Below are 17,493 nucleotides of genomic sequence, written 5' to 3' on the forward strand. Positions count from 1 at the left end.
CGGCCAACGACCGCACGGTTCCGGACAGCGTCAGAGCCAGCCCTTGCGCTTGAACACCGCGTACAGGGCGAAGCCCAGCACGACCATCATGCCGATGGCCATCGGATAGCCGAGCAGCCAGTGCAGCTCGGGCATGTGGTCGAAGTTCATGCCGTAGATCGTGCCGACCAGCGTCGGCGCGAAGAGGATCGCCGCCCAGCCCGAGATCTTCTTGACCTCGTCGTTCTGACGGATGCTGAGCTCCGTCATCCGCCGCATCTCCTCGTTCTGCCGACGGGCCACGATCGTCGACTCGACGGTGAGGGCGTTGTCGAGCACGGTGCGGAAGGTCGTCGCGCGGTCGCTCACCCGGAGCGTGTGATCGAGCACGTCGCGCAGGTACCTGCGCAGCTCCTCCCCCACGAGGTACTTGTCCGAGCCGCGCAGCAGCGCCTCGAGCATCCCGGAGAGCGGCTGCGTCGCGCGCTGGAAATCGATGACCTCCCTGCCGAGCTCGTAGATGCGCTGCGTGGCATCCACGTCTGCCTCGAAGAGCTGGCTCTCGATCTCGTCGATGTCGTTCTCGAGTCCTGCGAGGACCGGCGCGTACTCGTCGACCACCTCGTCGAGGATGGCGTACAGCACGGCTTCGGGACCATGGGCGAGCAGCGCCGCGTCGTTCTCCAGCCGGTGCCGCACGCGTCCGAGGTCCGGCGATTCGGCATGCCGGATCGTCACGACGAAATCAGGGCCGACCAGCACGTGCACCTCGCCGAACTCGACCTCCTCGGCCTCGTCGAGGTAGCGAGCCGGGCGCAGCACCATGAACAGCACATCGCCGTACCGCTCCAGCTTGGCGCGCTGGTGTCCCGACAGCGCGTCCTCGACGACGAGGGCGTGGATGCCGAATTCGTCGGCGACTTCGCGGATCTCTTCCTCGCTGGGCCGGTACAGCCCGATCCAGCTCATCCCGCCGCGTTCCCGCATGCGCTCGAACGTCTCGCTCAGGCTCTGCGGATTCTCGGTGCGCACACCGTCCACGTATATCGCGTTGTCGATGATCGCCATCGTCGCCCTTCCCTTCCGCGCCGAGGTCGGGCCGGTGATCACTCCGCAGGCGGCACGCAGGCGAGCGCGGACTTCGTGATCGCCTCGTGGTACTGCTCCGCCGTGAAGGGGAGCCCGAACTCCGGCGCGGTCTGACCGGCCGCCGCGGGGGCCTTCGACGCGATCGCCGCGAGCTCCCACGACAGCTGCTGCGCGATCGCCACGCCGGCCGTCGAGTCGTTCAGCACCACGGCGACCGTGAACCCGGTCGTCGGATCGGAGTATGCGGCCGTGGCGTAACCGGGAACCGAGCCGTGCTGACCGACCATCGAGCCCACGAGGAACGCCCCACCGGCGGTCTGGAACCAGGAGGGGTCATGTGCTCCGGCCGGGAGCGGGCTGCCGAAGCGGGCCGGAGTGTCCTTGGTGCGCAGCACCTGCTTCGCCTCCGCCTGGACGTAGCGGCCGAGGTCGGTGATGTTCGAGACCACGCCGGAGTCGGTGTAGCCGGAGCTGGCCGACAGCGTGGTGATGTCGACCGGGGCGGCGCAGTTGTAGCCACCCTCGACGGCCGACATGTAGTGCCCGTTCATCGGGGTGTCGCCCGGGGCGGCCGGCGTCGAGCCGGGAAGCGAGGTGGCGGCGAGCTCGAGCGGCTCCGTGACGTACTCCGCGATCAGCTCGGATGCCGACATGCCCGTGGCCCGCTCCAGAGCGAGGCCGAGGAGGAGGTATCCCGCGTCGGAGTCGCGGAAGGTCGTCGCCGGTGCCACCCTCTCGCGGCCCAGCCCGTAACCGGCGAGCTCCAACGGAGCCCATATCCGCTCCGGGGTGTTCAGCAGCGCACCCTTGATCGTCGGCTCGGACGATCCGGCCCCGCTCGTGCCGTTGCACAGGTCGAGGAGCGTGACGTCCTTCATGTCGGCGACGCCCGAGACGTACTTGGGCACCTTGGCGTCGAGTTTGACGGTCCCCTCGTCGGCGAGGGCGTAGAGCACATCGCACGTCATGAGGCGGGTCACGTCCGCGACGCGGAACGTCATGTCGGTGGACAGTTCACCGCCGTCGCGGTCCTGTGTGCCCGATGCGGTGACCCAGCTGCCGCTCCAGGGGACCCAGACGCCCACGATCGCCCCGGAGGCGCCGGACGCGGTCAGCGCGTTGTCGACCGCCGCCTGCATCGCGTCGACCGTCGCATCGGGCAGAGGGCCGTCGACCTGAGCCGGTGGTGTGTACGTGAAGGAGCCTTCGGAGGAGCATCCGGTGAGGACGAGAGCGAGCACGGCCGCACTGGCCGCTGCGGCGCGCCAACGGCGCGACGAGAGAAGCTGCATGTAGAACCCCCGAAGATGTGTCTCCCGAGTCTAGAACGCGGATCCTGAAAGTCGGCCCCGCGCCGGGCGATCCCCCCGCGCCCGTAAGGTGAGAATCGTGCCCCATCTCTTCGATGCCGACGTGATCACCGCCGTTCTCCGCCACATGAACGGCGACCACACCGACGACAATCTGCTCATCGCCCGCGCCTTCGCCGAGACCCACGCCGAGATCAGCGAGTCCGTCATGACGGGCTTCGACGGCGATGGTGGAGTGTGGGAGATCACCGCCGGCGGCGCCGCGTCCGAGCTGCGCGTGCCGTGGCCCGGCGGACCGATCGCCGACCGCCCGTCGGTGCGTCGCGAGGTCGTGGCGCTCTACGACGAGGCCTGCGCCCGCCTCGGTATCGAGCCTCGCCCGCACGCCTGATCGCCGCGGAGGCGGGTCTCCGGACGACTTCCCACAACTCCGGGCTTTCCTCTGAGGTAAGGCTCCCCTTACACTGAGGTCATGCCCGAGATCCTCTCCTTCTCCGCCGCCCTGCGCGAGCGCTCGTCCGGATCCCACTCCCGCAGCGAGACCGCCGGCTTCATGTCCGACCTCCTGAAGGGCGAGGGCTCCCGCGAGGACTACATCTCGCTCGTCGCTCAGCACTACTTCATCTACGAAGCACTCGAGAGCGCCGGCGACCGCATGCGCCAGGACCCGATCGCCTCGGTCTTCATCAGCGACAAGCTCACCCGCCTTCCCGCGCTCGAGGCCGACCTGGAGTTCCTCCTCGGCGCCGACTGGCGCGAGCAGATCGTTCCGCTGCCGACCACGCAGCGCTACGTCGACCGCATCCGTCAGGTCGGGGCGACCTGGGCCGGCGGCTTCGTAGCACATCACTACACGCGGTACCTCGGCGACCTCTCCGGCGGGATCTTCATCGGCCGCGTGATGGCCCGTCGCTTCGGCTTCGAGACCAACGGCATCGGCTTCTACCTGTTCGACGACATCGCCGACCCGTCGGCCTTCAAGGACGTGTACCGCGAGCAGCTGGATGCGGCACCGTGGGACGACGCCGAACGCGAGCGGGTGATCGACGAGGTGCTCCTCGCCTACCGCTTCAACACCGAGCTCTTCGAAGACCTCGACCGGGCGCGCGCCGCGGCCTGAGGTGCCGGCGTCAGCTCTTCGGCAGCTCCGGTGTCGACGCCGCGAGCCAGGCGTCGCGCATGAACCGGCGCACATCCTCGTCCACCCGGATGTCGCGGGGTCGCAGCGGGCGCGAGAGGTAGAGCCCCTCGAGCGAAGTCAGCCGGCTCAGCGCCACGTACGTCTGCCCCGGCGCGAACGCCCCGGAGCCGAGGTCGATGATCGCGCGCTCGTAGGTCTTGCCCTGCGACTTGTGGATCGTGACCGCCCAGGCCAGCCGCAGCGGGAACTGGGTGAACTCGGCCACCACGTCGCGCGACAGCTTCTTGGTGTTCTGGTCGTACGCGTAGCGGAACCGTTCCCACACGGCGGGCTCGACGTCGACCTCCTCGCCGTCGATGTCGACGCGCACCGCGCTGCCGATGATGCGCACCACTGTTCCGATGGTGCCGTTGACCCAGCGGGGCGGCTCTCCGGACATCGCCGTGTCGTTGCGCAGGAACATCACCTGCGCGCCGACCTTGAGCTTCAGCTCGCTCTCGGCCGGCAGCGACGCCTCGCCGCGTCCGAAGTCGCCGCTGACCTCGGCGCGCGCGGTCTGCTCCTTGCCGGGCAGCGCAGCAAGGTGCCTGCTGTTGATGCTGTTCACGATGTCGTTGCGCGTGGCGAGGGTGATCATCGGCACCTCGCCGGGCTCCGGCTCCGGCGGCGTCCGCGCCCCCTGCGTATTCAGAACGCCGGCGATCTCGGCGGTCACCCGCCCGTAGCGCACGGCGTTGAGCATCGCCTTGAACCCGTCGTCGGACTGCCGGTGGATCTGCACCAGCTCGCGCACGTGCAGCTCGGCGCGGGTGTCGACCTCGAACAGGCCGCCCTGATCGGAGATCCCGGACCCGCCGGCCCACACCTTGGCGTCGAAGAACCAGAACGAGCGGTAGTGGTCCTGCACGTAGCGCGCCTCGTCGCCACGAGGGGGAACCGGCGCCAGCTGGTACGGGTCGCCGAACATGACCACCTGCACGCCGCCGAACGGTTCGCCCCTGCGCCCTCGGGCCTGGCGCAGGGAGCGGTCGATCGCATCCATCAGGTCGGCGTTGACCATCGAGATCTCGTCGATCACGAGTGTCTCGATGGCGTTGAGGATGCGTCGCGTCGCATCGTTCTGGTCGATGTCGGCGTCGCCGATCAGGCCGATCGGCAGCCGGAAGAGCGAATGGATGGTCTGGCCCTCGACGTTGAGCGCCGCGACACCCGTCGGCGCGCAGATGGCGATCTGCTTCTTGGTGTGCCAGGCGAAGTGCTGCAACAGCGTCGACTTGCCGGTGCCGGCACGCCCGGTGATGAAGACGTGCTCGCCGGTGTCCTCGATGAGCCGGAACAGCTCTTGCTGCTCCTCGGACAGGGCGGGAAGGGACACGGCACTCACAGGGGAAGCAGACGGAAACGGGGCGCCACCCATGCTACGTCCCGGCATCCGCCCGGGGCCGCCGACGCTCGGCGTCCCCCCAGGACGCCCTCCTAGACTGACGCCATGGGACGGGCCGGCACGCGCGCGCCCCGGCGATCGCGCCTGGGCGTCGATCTGGCGATGCTGGCCGTCGTCGGGCTCATGCTGGTCGCCGCACTCGGTGCCGGCGGCGCGACGCTGTACCAGCAGTTCTACGGTCCGTCCGCCTTCGTGGTCCGCTATCTCGACCTGCTCTCCGCCGGTCGGGCCGCCGATGCGCTCCGCATTCCCGGCGTCGCGATCGACCGCGAGACCCTCGAGAAGGCGGGCATCGACCCGACAGCCTCGGAGGCGATGCTCCGCCGGTCGGCACTCGCACCGCTGACCGATGTGAAGGTCGAGTCGGAGAAGCCCGCAGACGGCGGTACCGCGGTCACCGTGAGCTACCAGGCGAGCGGCCACTCCGGCACGAGCACGTTCCTGATCGAGCAGGACGGCTGGGCGGGCGTGACCCCCAACTGGCGCTTCACCACCAGCCCACTCGCCGTGATCGACCTCACCGTGCGGGGCGCCGACCAGTTCGCGGTGAACGGCTTCGAGGTCGACCGTCGACAGGTGTCGGTCCTCGGGCCCGAGGCGGGCGCGCTCGATCCCCTGCCGCTTCTGGTGTTCACCCCCGGGCTCTACTCGGTCACGGTCGACACCCCGATCGCGACCGCATCCGGGCACGGCGTGCTGGCCGACACGCCCCTGGCCGTCACGCCGCTCGACGTGCAGACCGAACCGACCGAGGAGTTCGTCAAGGTCGTGCAGCAGCAGGTCGAGCAGTTCCTCACCGAGTGCACGACGCAGGAGGTGCTGCAGCCGACCGCCTGCCCGTTCGGACTGCGGGTCACGAACCGGATCACCGCCCCGCCGAAGTGGTCCATCGCGAGCCAGCCTCAGGTCACGGTGATCCCCGACGAGGGCCACTGGCAGATCCCGACCACCGAGGCCGTGGCGCACATCGACGTCGAGATCCAGTCGCTGTTCGACGGGTCGATCGCACCGCTCTCCGAAGACGTGCCGTTCCAGCTCAACGGCACGATCGTGATCCTGCCGAACGGCTCGGCGTCGATCCGGGTCGGCGCACCGGGCGACGTCCCGGTCGACTGAGGTCCCGGCCAGCCGAGTCCCTCTCGACTGAGTCCCTGTCTACTGAGTACGCGCGCGACGGGTCTCAGCGGCCTTCGCGCTCCTCGCGGCGCTGATCACGCTCGGCGAGCGCGGCGAGCCTTGCGTTGTACTCCTCGAGCTCCGCGTCACCCGTGCGATCCGCGTGCCGGTCCGCCCGACGCTGCAGCTTGGTGTCGCTGCGGCTCCACTGGATGGCGACCGTGATCGCGAGGATCAGCGTCGGGATCTCCCCGATCGACCACGCGATGCCGCCACCGACGTACTGGTCCTGCAGCGGGTCCACACCCCAGTCGCGGCCCATCGCCCCGAACCAGTCGGCGACCATCAGCCCCTCCTGCATCATGATCGCGATGCCGAAGAAGGCGTGCATCGCCATGACGGCGATCAGCGTGATCAGGCGTCCGGGATACGGCAGCCGGTAGGGAACCGGGTCCGCGCCGATGAGGCTCATGACGAACAGGTAGCCCGAGATCAGGAAGTGGATGACCATCCACTCGTGACCGAGGTGCTCGAACATCGACCAGCGCACGAGGTCGGTGAAGTAGAAGGCCCACAGCGACAGGATGAAGATGGCCGCCGCGACGAACGGATGCGTGACCACGCGGGCGAACGGCGAGTGCACGGCCCACATGATCCACTCGCGGCCGCCGCGGGTGCCGTCGTCGCGCTTGTGGATGGCGCGCAGCGCGAGGGTGATCGGGGCCCCGGAGACGAGCAACAGCGGGATCGCCATCGACAGCATCATGTGGCCCATCATGTGGATGCTGAACAGGTACTCCTGGTACGCGTTGATCGGCCCGCCGGTGACCCAGACGAGCAGCAGCGCCCCCAGCACCCAGAAGACGGTGCGATGGATCGGCCAGCGGTCACCACGCCGGTGCAGGCGCCACACGCCGGCCAGGTAGAAGAACAGTCCGAGGCCCGCGGCGATGAGCCAGAGCACGTCGATGTCCCATGCCGTGAACCAGCGCTCGAGGGTGAGCTCCGGCGGCAGCGTCGCTCCGGTCAGGATCTGGGCGGGCGTCTGCAGGAAGGCGGCGGTCTCGCCGGTGGGAGGGGGTGTGCGGGCCAGCGCGGCCGCGGCGCCGGAGGCGAGGCCCATCAGCGCGACCTCGCACAGCACGAGCAGCCAGAACCAGCCGGCGGCACGGGCTCCGGCGAGCTTCGGGATGAGGCGGGCGCGGTACCAGGCGCCGAGCAGGCCCATGCCACCCAGCAGTGCGACCTTGGCGAGCACGATCCAGCCGTAGGGCGTGGTCCACAGCGCGTTCCAGTCGCCGACGGCGACGATCGAGCGCGTGACCCCCGACACGGCGACCACGGCGAACGCGGCGATCGCGAGCGACGAGTAGCGCCCGACGAGCCTCGCGGTGTCGACGTCGGCACGTCCGCGCAGCAGGATCAGCAGCAGAAGTCCGCCGAGCCAGACGGCGGCGCCGATCGTGTGCAGCAGGATCGAGTTGACCGCCATGTTGTGCCCGGCGAGATCGCCCGCGTGGCCCTGCGTGGCGAGCGGGAGGAAGGATGCCGCGGCCAGCAGCGCCGTGATGAGCGTGGGCGTCCACGAGCGCCAGGCGAACGCGAGCACCGTGATGATCGCACCGAAGAGCGTCGTGATGAGCCAGGACTGGCCGAGCGGCAGTTCCAGCAGGAAGCGGCCCAGCTGCGTACCGAACTCGCGCTCGATGCTGAGCTTCGGGTTGAAGGCGGCCATGAAGGCGAGGAACCCGGCGAGGCCCGCCGAGATCGTGAACACGGCGGCGCCGACCGAGGCGATGTTCAGCGCGGCGTCGAACGAGCGATCCCCCGCGCGCAACCCGAACAGGGCCAGCACGAGCGAGCCGAGCATCACGGCGCCGGACATGTTCATCACGAGCTTGGCGATCGGCGTGCCCCAGAGCACGAAGGGACCAGGGTCCTGCAGGAGCGGAGGCTTCGCGCCGCCGCCAACGAGGAGCGCGAGCGTCAGGGCGACCAGCGCCGCGACGAGGAGGATGACGATCCCGGCGATGCGATACGCCGAGATCCGACTCGTCGACTCACTGCGGGAACTCACCCCTCCAGCCTAGGCGCGCCCGGAGGGAGGAAAGCACGAAGGCCGCCCCCGTCGGAACGGGAGCGGCCTTCGATGAGGTGCGGTCGATTACTTGACGGCAGCCTTGAGCTTGGAGCCAGCGGTCACCTTGACGCGCTTGCCGGCCGGGATCTTGATCTCGGCGCCGGTCTGCGGGTTGCGGCCCGTGCGAGCAGCGGTGTCGACCTGCTCGAAGGAGATCCAGCCCGGGATGGAGACCTTGCTGCCCTTGGCAACAGCGTCGGAGACCGTGGCGAACAGCGAGTCGAGGACACCGGAGACGGTGGCCTGGCTCTGGCCCGTGGCGCTTGCGATGCTCGCGACGAGCTCGGTCTTGGTGATGGACTTGTCAGCCATGTCATCCTCCAGCGACGAGATCCCGTCGCATCGTTGTGGGTATCGGAGCGGATGCTCCTGGTCTAGTGACCGCCTCGAATGTATCAACCACCACCCGCATTTCCGCGTCATTTCGCGGGTTTTGGGCAATTACTGGGCGTGTCGCACCACTTTGGCCACTCCAGTCACAGATTCGAGGGTCGTCAGCGCGCGCGGTGCGCGTCGATCACGGCCCGGGCGGTGCGCTCGAACGCCGGGCTGACGCGGCCTTCGCCGTCGAGATATCCGCCGACGAGCGCGGCATCGCGCAGCAGCACGAGGGAGGCTGCGACCTCCTCGGGACGCTCGAGATCGGCCGCCTCGGCGACCTGCTGCAGCGTCGAGCGGAACCACTCCCGGTGCTCGTCGATGAGCTGCCGCACGGCCCCACCGGCATCCGGATACTCCGCGGCCGCGTTGATGAAGGGGCAGCCCCGCGTATGGTGTTCGCGGATGTCGGCGGCGATGCCCTGGACGACCGCATCCAGCAGCGCGTCAGGATCGGAGACGGTCGCTCCCGCCTCCGTGAACATCGCGCGGAGCATCTCGTCCTCGTGGCCGAGATAGGCGAGCACGAGGTTCTCCTTGCCGCCGAACTGCTTGTAGAGGGTCGCGCGAGTGACCCCGGCCTCCTCGATCACACGGTCGACGCCGACCGCGTGGATGCCCTGTTCGTAGAAGAGGCGGGTGGCGGCATCGATCAGCCGTGCGCGGGCGGGGCTGGGGCGCTTCGTCGTGGTGTCCATGATCTTCCTCTCATCGTGTCATCCAAACCCCGGCATCCGAATCCGTTTTCCCGGTTTTGGGAATAGGTTGTGGTAGATAGAACGTTCGGTCTACTATCAGCGTAACGCACTTCCGATCAGCGGGAGCCGAACAGAGAGAAGAGATCATGAACACCACCGACAAGACCCCCATCGTCCTGATCCACGGGCTGTGGATGACCCCGACCAGCTGGACCACCTGGGCCGAGCGCTTCCGCGCGCAGGGCCACGAGGTCATCGTCCCGGGATGGCCCGGCATCGACGACCGCTCGGTCGAGGACATCCGCCGCGACCCGTCCGCCCTGAAGGGCATCGGACTGAAGCAGATCGTCGACCACTACGAGCGCATCATCCGCTCGCTGCCCGTGAAGCCGATCGTCATGGGCCACTCCTTCGGCGGGGTCATCACGCAGATGCTGGCCGACCGCGGCGTCGGCGCGGCATACGTGGGCGTCGCCCCGGGACAGACCGCCGGCATCACCACCCTGCCGTTGTCGACGCTCTGGACCGGCACCCCGATCCTCGCGAACCCCTTCGGCCGCAACGGCGCCAAGCCGCTGTCGAAGCGCCACTTCCACTTCACGTTCGGCAACGACCTGAGCCGCGCCGAGTCCGACCGCCTCTGGGAGGAATCGGCCGTGAACTCCTACAACCGGGTCTTCTTCGAGGGCGTCGCATCCGCGTTCAACGAGAAGGGCGGCGTCACGCACGTCGACTACGCGCGCACCGACCGGGCCCCGCTGTATGTGATCACGGGTGAGATCGACCACGTCGTGCCGCCGGCGATCGGTCGTGCGATCGTGCAGAAGTACCGCTCCACCGGCAGCCCCGCCGTCGTCGAGTACAAGGAGTACCCCGGGCGCACCCACCGCCTGGTCAGCCAGGACGGCTGGGAAGAGATCGCCGATGAGGCCCTCACCTGGGCCGTCGCGCACACCACCGCCGCCGTCGCGTGACGCCGGCTTGCGCCGGGCAGACTCGAAGACACGGAATGGAGGAGATCTCGCGGCATGAAGGAGTGGATACGGCATCCGCTCCTTCATTCCGCGAGATCTCCTTCGCGTTGCGCGGGTGGTACGCCGTCATGCAACGTGCGCTCCTTGCGCAACGGCCTCCATGATCACCGACTGCACCTCGGGCCAGCGCTCCATCACCTGCTCGTAGCTGAAACGCAGCACCCGGTAACCACGGATCAGCAGCTGCGCGTCATGCGCGATGTCCCTGGTCCGTTGCGCCCCTGTGTGGGTCGCGCCGTCGAGCTGGATCACCAGCCGGTCACCGATGAGGAGATCGACCCGGCGATCCACGACCCACGCCTGCGGCAGCATCCGGAGCCCCATCCACCGGAGCCGATGGATGACGATGGTCTCCAGCCCGGAGTCCGCGAAGGGGCGCGCCCTCGCGAGAAGCGTTCGGGCGGGCGGCGGAAGCTCGAGGCCTCGGAGCCTCGCGTCGTCTATGAGCCCCTTGTTCATCGCCGACTCCCAGATGACGAGGGCGGTCTCGAACGGCTGGCACTGCGCGATCAGAGCGAGGGCGTTCACGAGTTCGTCGACCGCGGCGTCCGGAGGACGCAGGACCACAGGCTTCGACCAGTGCACGACGACCTGCGACGGCACCCGAATGCGCGCAGAGTTCGGGCGGGCGGCGACGTGGAGCGCCGACTTCGCGGGAACCCAGAGCCCGTACCGCTCCGCCGCCGTCACGCAGCTCAGCACGACTCCGCGGGACACCGCTCCGACCGTCTGCGGATCGGCGTCGGGCAGCGCCACCCACCCCTGGCGCACGGTCGTGATCTCGCACTGCTCCTTCGACCGCCGCAGCGCGTACTCGCTCACACCGGCTTCTCGAAGCGTGCGCACTCGTGCGACTCCTCCACGACGGCTCAGCTCATCCACGGGATCCATCGAACGATCGTGCCCGCCCGCCTGGCGCAGGGGTGACCACCATCCCGGCAAGCGGGCACTGTTCTTCAGCGAGCGGTTACTGTGCAGGACAGCTCCGTGCGGAGCATCCGCTCCCGCGAACGCGTCCGCTCTCCCGCCGGGCACGTCTGATCTCACGATCTGAAGGAGAAAACACGGAGCGAAGGAGTGGATGCCGTCAGCAGGCCTTCAGAGCGTGAGAACTCCTTCAGAGCACCTGCGCGGCCCGCGCCCGCGCACCGAATAAAGGAGAAGACGCGGAATGAAGGAGTGGATGCTGCCTCGCGTCCTTCAAAGCGCGAGAAGTCCTTCACAACGCGAGGGCGCCCCACGAGAGGGCACCACAACGCAGGGGGCACCACAACGCAGGGGGCACCACAACGCAGAGGGCACCACAACGCAGGGGCACCACAACGCAAGACGAAGCGCAGGGGACGCAGAAGGGGCGAGGATCCGAAGATCCTCGCCCCTTGTCAGCTGAGACTTACCAGCTCGACTTGGTGACACCGGGCAGCTCGCCACGGTGTGCCATGTCACGGAAGCGGACACGCGAGATGCCGAACTTCGTGAGGACACCGCGGGGGCGGCCGTCGATGACGTCGCGCGAACGCACGCGAGCCGGCGACGCGTTGCGCGGCAGCTTCTGCAGGCCGACGCGTGCGGCCTCGCGGGCCTCGTCGGTGGCGTTCGGGTCGACCAGGGTCTTCTTCAGCTCGGCGCGACGCTCGGCGTAACGCTCGACGATGACCTTGCGCTGCTCGTTGCGAGCGATCTTGCTCTTCTTAGCCATTGATCAACGCTCCTCTCGGAATTCGACGTGCTGACGGATGACCGGGTCGTACTTCTTGAGCACGAGGCGGTCGGGGGTGTTGCGGCGGTTCTTCTTCGTCACGTACGTGTAACCCGTACCTGCCGTCGAACGCAGCTTGATGATCGGACGAACGTCCTGAGCCTTCTTGGCCATTAGAGCTTCACACCCTTCGCCTGGAGGTCCTTGACCACGTTCTCGATGCCGCGGACGTCGATCACCTTGATGCCCTTGGCGGACACGTTGAGCGTGATCTTACGACCGAGCGACGGAACGAAATACGTCTTCTTCTGCACGTTCGGGTCGAAGCGGCGCTTCGTCCGGCGGTGCGAGTGCGAGACATTGTGTCCGAAGCCGGGAACAGCTCCGGTCACCTGGCACACTGCTGCCATGATGTGACTCCTTCTATACCGTGAGACCGGACGGCCTCACCCAAGATCCCTTGTCTGCACGCAACCTCGACCCGCCGATCTCTCGGCCGCAGAAGGGGAAGCACGCGAACTGCGCACAGGAGTGTGCGCAGACAAAGAGTCAGTTTAGCACGGGCGGAGTGCCGTCGAGCGCCGCGGCCTCGGCCGCGCCCCGCCCCCAGCGGAAGGGCGACACGGTGGGGTCGCCATCGATCCAGAAGCGCCAGGGGAACGCGTGCGTGCCGGCGACTCCGGCGACGCCGACCCGCGGGCCGCGCACCACGTCGTCCCGCGGCACGCCCAGCCACAGCTCGGCGCGGGCACCGTGCCGCTCCTCCCCCGTGACGGCGTCGATCCCGTCGTGCAGCGGATGCCGCAACCCGACGGCCTGACCGAGACGCCCCGGCCCGCGGGCGAGGTCGCGAAGGGCGATGCGACCGAGAGGGAGTGCGGCGCCGCGCCGCCGAGCCGCGGCATCCGCTCCGGCCACGATCTCGCCCGCACGCAGCAGCACGCCGTCGCCCTGTCCCTCCGGCCCGCACACGACGTTGACGCACGAGTGGATGCCGTGGCTCAGGTAGACGTAGAGGTGCCCCGGCTCGCCCCACATCGTGGCGTTGCGGGCGGTCGGCCCCATCCGCGCGTGCGATCCGGGATCCGCGATCTCGCCGGTGCCCCGACCGTGGTACGCCTCGACCTCGGTGATGCGCAGCCGCACCTCGACCGGGTCTGTGGCCTCGGGCCCGACGACGAACGTGCGCAGTTCCGCCCCGAGCAGTCGCGGCGCGACGTCGACCGCGGGGCCGCCCAGATCGGCACGCGCGGCACGGCGCAGGGCATCGCGCGGCGACATGTCAGAACCGCGGTGCCGTCTGGCACCAGGAGACGTCGAAGCCGGTGAGGGCGACCATCTCCTTGCCCGACTCCATGCCGATCAGATGCGTCTCGACGTTCTCGGGCAGCGGGAGCAGCATCCCGTCGTAGGGGTTGCTCGCCAGTTCCGGCGCGACGACGACTGCCGCATATTGGCCGCTCGGGGATGCGCACGCCTGCAGGATCGAATCCGCCGAGCTGACCTCGACCAGCGGGGTCGCCGTGCCGTCGTCGTCGACGCGGATCACCGCCTGCCCCACCGGCAGTCCGGCATCGTCGCGCGAGACCACGTGCCGCAGCGTGCCACCGGGGTACGGTGTGATCGAGGAGGCCGTGCCGTAGTCGGGATCGGATGCCGCGAGCGGCTTCTCGGACCCGTCGGCGAGGTTGAGCTCGACCACGGTGGCGTCGAGCCGCTCGACGATCGCGGTGTAGGTACCTCGGGAGATGCCCTGGATGGTCGCGGCGAGCCCCAGGGACTGCACGCCCGCATCGCTCGAGCGGTCGACGAGCGAAAGCGCTCCGTCGAAGTCGATGAACAGCACGGCGGCGCTGTCGGGCACGAACTGCCAGACGAAGACGCTCGCCTCCTCGCCCGCGACCTCGATGACCTGCGGGTCGTCCTTGCCGTTCAGCGACTGCGTGACCAGCACGCTCGCTCGCCCTTCGTCGTCGCTCAGCTCGCGGTCGGAGTAGCTGTAGCCGACGAGGCCGCCGCGCTCGGAGACCTGGATCGCGCCCACGTAGCCGTCACCGGGCAGTTTCAGCTCGCGCTGATTCGCCCCGTCGCGGTCCATCACGAGCAGCCGGGATCCGTCGTCCTCCTCCACCGCGACGACGAGCTGGTTCGAGGTCGCGCGGAAGTCGTTGATCTTGTCGTGCTCGTAGACTGCGACGCCGTCGCCCTTGAGGTCGGTGAGGAAGATCTTGTCCTTGCCGTCGACATCGCGGCGCAGGATGAAGATGTGGGATGCCGGGGTCTCGAAGCTCGTCGTCAGGGTCGTCGAGGGACCCCCGCCGGCACCGGTGACATCGGCGACACGCACCGTGTACTTCGTGGAATCGTCGAGCGGGACCGTGAAGCGCACACCGACGCCACGACCCGATGCATCGACCGTGAACGGCACGGCCGGCTCGACGGTGACCTGCTCGGGATCGATGTCCGAGAGCGCCTGGTTCGCCGTGAGGATGACCCGGCTCCCGGACGATTCGATCGCCTGCGCGGTGTCGACCTGCACCTCGCTGATCCGTGGCCCCTGCAGGAGGCTCACGATCCCGAAAGCGGTGCCGACGAGCACCAGGACGCCGAGGACCGCGCCGATCGTGAGGAGGAAGCGGCGCGACGTCGCGGGGGTGCGGGCAGGTTCGCGTGCGGACGGCTCGCGGGAATCGGCCGGATCGAACGCCGCATCGCGCGGCTCAGCCTCGGCCTCGGCTTCGGCTTCGGCCTCGGTGTCGGCGGCATCGGGAGCGTCAGGGGACGCGACGAAAGGGGCCGCACCCACGACGACGGGCTCCGTGGGGAGAGGAACGGACGGAAGCGCCGTCGCCTCGGCATCTTCCCGCGCAGCGGCCTCGAAGGCGGCCATCTTGCGGGCGGCGGCTTCCTGCTCCGCGACCTCGCGATCGCCCGCCTCACGGACGGCGGCTTCGCGGGCAGCGGCCTCGCGGGCGGCGGCCTCACGAGCAGCAGTCCCGCCCGCATCGGCACGCGGCTGATCGTCGTGCGGTTCGGGCTCATGGTGCGTCGCGAGCGCGCGCTCGATCCGCTCGGCCTCGGCCGCCTCGGCTGCCTCTCTGGCCGCGCGCATCTCCGCACGAGTCTGCGGAACGGCGGGCACCTCGGGGCGATCGTCGTCAGTACTCATACGGATCCCCCGGCTCGTCGATCGCGACGACATCGGTCGGCTCGATACGGAGCTTTCCGTCGGCATCCGCGCGCACGGTCCCGGTGATCTCGACCCACTGTCCGGTCGCGTAGTCATCCGGATCGACGTCGACCGGGAGTGCCGCGGTCTGCGCGTCGATCACGCAGTGCGTGATGACCAGTCGGGTGAGGTTCACGCCGTCATCGCCCGAGGAATCGGGTGTCACGAAGCCCGTGAGGGTCACCGGTGCGCCGTCATAGGCGGCGGTGTTCGTGGCCGCGGCGAAGACGCTCGCCCAGTCCCCCACGCCGAACGTGGAGGTGTCGGCGACACCGAGCGCGACAGTGTCCGACCCCGCGAACAGCGCGCTCTGCTCCCCCGCGCGCGACATCGCCAGCTCGACCGACAGCGAAGCCGGCGGCAGCACGAGGGCAGCCGCGACGACGCCCGTGGCGATCACTCCGCCCGCGACGGCACCGACACCCGCGAGCGAACGTCGAGGCGACGCGGGGTGCGAGCCGTGATCGGCATCATCCGAGCCCTCCGCGACCACCGGAGCGGGCCCGTGATCGTGCCCGTGATCGCCCTCCTCGCCGAGCGGGAGCGTGCACGACCAGATCGCGCCGGCCAGTGTCACGACCGCGGCGGTGCACGCGAACCACACCGACTCGGGGCTGATGTAGAGGTTGAGACGCCCCGTGAGGCCGAGGCCGAGCGTGACGACCGAGATCACGGCGGCGAGCCCCACACCCAGCCAGCGGGTGCCGAGCGCGCGGGCGCGGATGGCGGTCTGCTCAGACAAGGACGTTCACCCCGATCCCGATGGCGAAGGCCGAGGCGAGCACGATGCCCACGATGCCCACGAGGGTGCGCGTCGTGAACGTGGTGCGCATGAGCGCGAGCATCTTGACGTCGACGAGCGGACCGACCAGCAGGAAGGCGACGATCGCACCGGACGAGAACGTCGAGGCGAACGACAGCGCGAAGAAGGCGTCGACGTTCGAGCAGATGGCGACGGTCATCGCGAGGATCATCATCGCGACGATCGACAGCACCGGGTTCGACCCGATCGCCAGCAGCCATTCCCGCGGGATGAGCACCTGCACGGCTCCGGCGAGCGCCGAGCCGATCACCAGCGCGGGCATCACGGCGCGCAGCTCGACGAGGAACTGCGTCAGGCTGCGGCGCACCGGCGTGCCCGGTTCGTGCGTCACGCGGTCGCAGGTGTCGACGAAACGCTGCGTGAGCATGCCGTCGGGGTCGGGGTGGCGGCTGTAGATCCAGCCGATCAGGTTCGCGATCAGGTAGCCGCCGACGAGGCGGGCGACCAGGATGCCGCCGTCCCAGCCGAACGCCGCGTGCGTGGTGAGGATCACGATCGGGTTCACGATCGGCGCCGCGATGAGGAAGGTCATCGCCTCGGCCGGAGCGAGCCCGCGCATCATCAACCCGCGGGCGAAGGGCACGTTGCCGCACTCGCACACCGGGATCAGCATGCCGAGCAGCGACAGCACGGCACGACGGGCCCATGCGCGCCGAGGCAGCCAGCGATGGATGACATCGGGTGGCAGCCACACCTGCACCACGATCGACAGCAGCACGCCGAGGATCACGAACGGCAGCGCCTCGATCAGCACGCTCAGCGCGAAGGTGAGGCCGTCTTGCGCGCGGGTCGGGAGAGCGGCGGGGAAGAGCGTGGGCACGAAGGCGTCGATCAGGAACAGCGCCGCGATGATGACGACGCCGAGACCGACTCCGATCCAGGCCGAGCGCGCGGACGGCGCCGGGCGATGCGTGTGACCGTGACGGGTCGCCGTACCTGCCGAGGGGCTCACGCGTTCGCAGCCCTTTCGGCGTCTCGCTTGTTCGTGCACGGTGTGCACAGCCCGAAGATGTCGACCACGTGCGCGGCATCCGTGAATCCGTGCAGCGCCGCGGTGCGGTGCGCCCACTGCTCGACGTCCTTGGCCTCGATCTCGACGGTCAGGCCGCAGGACCGGCAGATGAGGTGGTGGTGGTGACCCTGCGTCGTGCAGGCGCGGTACAGCGCCTCACCCTCGGGGCTCTGCAGCGAATCGGCGTCACCGGAAGCGGCGAGGCCGGCGAGCGCGCGGTACACGGTGGCGAGGCCGATGCCGGTGTTGTCGTCACGCAGCGAGGCGTGGAGATTCTGCGCGCTCACGAAACCGCGCGCGTCGGCGAGTGCTTCGCGCACGCGTTCGCGCTGCCAGGTGTTCCGCTGAGCCATGAGACGAGTCTAGGCCGCAGGGGTTGGCGAGGGCTGGGAGTGGACGCG

General features: G+C 69.0%; 19 protein-coding genes. 4 read left to right on the forward strand and 15 right to left on the reverse strand.

The genetic code is table 11. The features are described 5' to 3' along the window. Nucleotides 1-30: 30 nt before the first annotated feature. Together corA and GZ67_RS0107115 are read right to left on the reverse strand one after the other, a co-directional pair. Nucleotides 31-1,047: a magnesium/cobalt transporter CorA gene (gene corA, locus GZ67_RS0107110; protein ID WP_029264394.1), complete on the reverse strand. Its 1,017-nt coding sequence runs from the start codon at nt 1,045-1,047 to the stop codon at nt 31-33. A 38-nt stretch (nt 1,048-1,085) separates the two neighbouring features. Further along, entirely contained in the window at nt 1,086-2,360 is a 1,275-nt protein-coding gene (locus GZ67_RS0107115; protein WP_029264393.1) for a serine hydrolase domain-containing protein, read from the reverse strand. A gap of 97 nt (nt 2,361-2,457) precedes the next feature. On the opposite strand from GZ67_RS0107115, the gene GZ67_RS0107120 reads away from it, so the two are divergent. Next, entirely contained in the window at nt 2,458-2,769 is a 312-nt protein-coding gene (locus GZ67_RS0107120) for a DUF2470 domain-containing protein (RefSeq protein WP_029264392.1), read from the forward strand. An 81-nt stretch (nt 2,770-2,850) separates the two neighbouring features. After that, nucleotides 2,851-3,498, forward strand: a complete 648-nt coding sequence (locus GZ67_RS0107125) for a biliverdin-producing heme oxygenase (protein ID WP_029264391.1) — start codon at nt 2,851-2,853, stop codon at nt 3,496-3,498. A 10-nt stretch (nt 3,499-3,508) separates the two neighbouring features. Here the strand turns inward: GZ67_RS0107125 and GZ67_RS0107130 are convergent, their stop codons facing one another. Then, nucleotides 3,509-4,894, reverse strand: coding sequence for an ATP-dependent DNA helicase (locus GZ67_RS0107130; protein ID WP_029273834.1), 1,386 nt, complete (start codon nt 4,892-4,894; stop codon nt 3,509-3,511). A 114-nt stretch (nt 4,895-5,008) separates the two neighbouring features. On the opposite strand from GZ67_RS0107130, the gene GZ67_RS0107135 reads away from it, so the two are divergent. Further along, nucleotides 5,009-6,079, forward strand: coding sequence for a hypothetical protein (locus GZ67_RS0107135; protein WP_029264389.1), 1,071 nt, complete (start codon nt 5,009-5,011; stop codon nt 6,077-6,079). Between the two features lie 64 nt (nt 6,080-6,143). Here the strand turns inward: GZ67_RS0107135 and GZ67_RS0107140 are convergent, their stop codons facing one another. The 3 genes from GZ67_RS0107140 to GZ67_RS0107150 form a co-directional block, all read right to left on the reverse strand. Then, on the reverse strand, nt 6,144-8,156 hold the full coding sequence (locus tag GZ67_RS0107140) for a cytochrome c oxidase assembly protein (RefSeq protein ID WP_205818581.1): 2,013 nt from the start codon (nt 8,154-8,156) through the stop codon (nt 6,144-6,146). An 87-nt stretch (nt 8,157-8,243) separates the two neighbouring features. Next, nucleotides 8,244-8,531: an HU family DNA-binding protein gene (locus tag GZ67_RS0107145; RefSeq protein WP_017203554.1), complete on the reverse strand. Its 288-nt coding sequence runs from the start codon at nt 8,529-8,531 to the stop codon at nt 8,244-8,246. 182 nt (nt 8,532-8,713) lie between these two features. After that, nucleotides 8,714-9,295, reverse strand: coding sequence for a TetR/AcrR family transcriptional regulator (locus GZ67_RS0107150; protein ID WP_029264387.1), 582 nt, complete (start codon nt 9,293-9,295; stop codon nt 8,714-8,716). Between the two features lie 146 nt (nt 9,296-9,441). On the opposite strand from GZ67_RS0107150, the gene GZ67_RS0107155 reads away from it, so the two are divergent. Continuing rightward, nucleotides 9,442-10,269 (forward strand): alpha/beta hydrolase, encoded by an 828-nt coding sequence (locus tag GZ67_RS0107155; protein WP_029264386.1) that lies wholly within the window; start codon nt 9,442-9,444, stop codon nt 10,267-10,269. Between the two features lie 126 nt (nt 10,270-10,395). Here GZ67_RS0107155 and GZ67_RS20775 read toward each other — a convergent pair whose 3' ends face one another. From GZ67_RS20775 to GZ67_RS0107200, 9 genes are all read right to left on the reverse strand, one after another. Further along, entirely contained in the window at nt 10,396-11,220 is an 825-nt protein-coding gene (locus GZ67_RS20775) for an endonuclease domain-containing protein (RefSeq protein WP_029264385.1), read from the reverse strand. Nucleotides 11,221-11,722: 502 nt separating this feature from the next. Next, on the reverse strand, nt 11,723-12,028 hold the full coding sequence (rpsN, locus tag GZ67_RS0107165) for a 30S ribosomal protein S14 (protein ID WP_017829734.1): 306 nt from the start codon (nt 12,026-12,028) through the stop codon (nt 11,723-11,725). 3 nt (nt 12,029-12,031) lie between these two features. Further along, nucleotides 12,032-12,202: a 50S ribosomal protein L33 gene (gene rpmG / locus GZ67_RS0107170; RefSeq protein WP_017203558.1), complete on the reverse strand. Its 171-nt coding sequence runs from the start codon at nt 12,200-12,202 to the stop codon at nt 12,032-12,034. Beyond that, nucleotides 12,202-12,438: a 50S ribosomal protein L28 gene (rpmB, locus tag GZ67_RS0107175; RefSeq protein ID WP_017203559.1), complete on the reverse strand. Its 237-nt coding sequence runs from the start codon at nt 12,436-12,438 to the stop codon at nt 12,202-12,204. Before rpmB ends, rpmG begins: the two co-directional genes overlap by 1 nt. A gap of 139 nt (nt 12,439-12,577) precedes the next feature. Beyond that, nucleotides 12,578-13,309 (reverse strand): DNA-3-methyladenine glycosylase, encoded by a 732-nt coding sequence (locus GZ67_RS0107180; RefSeq protein ID WP_029273835.1) that lies wholly within the window; start codon nt 13,307-13,309, stop codon nt 12,578-12,580. 1 nt (nt 13,310) lies between these two features. Next, nucleotides 13,311-15,197, reverse strand: coding sequence for a hypothetical protein (locus tag GZ67_RS19705; protein WP_231481723.1), 1,887 nt, complete (start codon nt 15,195-15,197; stop codon nt 13,311-13,313). Continuing rightward, nucleotides 15,187-15,999: a TIGR03943 family putative permease subunit gene (locus tag GZ67_RS0107190; RefSeq protein WP_081859923.1), complete on the reverse strand. Its 813-nt coding sequence runs from the start codon at nt 15,997-15,999 to the stop codon at nt 15,187-15,189. The genes GZ67_RS19705 and GZ67_RS0107190 overlap by 11 nt, the downstream gene beginning before the upstream one ends. After that, entirely contained in the window at nt 15,992-17,032 is a 1,041-nt protein-coding gene (locus GZ67_RS0107195) for a permease (protein ID WP_029264381.1), read from the reverse strand. The genes GZ67_RS0107190 and GZ67_RS0107195 overlap by 8 nt, the downstream gene beginning before the upstream one ends. Beyond that, nucleotides 17,029-17,445, reverse strand: coding sequence for a Fur family transcriptional regulator (locus tag GZ67_RS0107200; RefSeq protein WP_029264380.1), 417 nt, complete (start codon nt 17,443-17,445; stop codon nt 17,029-17,031). Before GZ67_RS0107200 ends, GZ67_RS0107195 begins: the two co-directional genes overlap by 4 nt. Between the last annotated feature and the right edge of the window lie 48 nt (nt 17,446-17,493).

Source organism: Microbacterium sp. Cr-K20 (assembly GCF_000708325.1).
Taxonomy (GTDB): Bacteria; Actinomycetota; Actinomycetes; order Actinomycetales; family Microbacteriaceae; genus Microbacterium.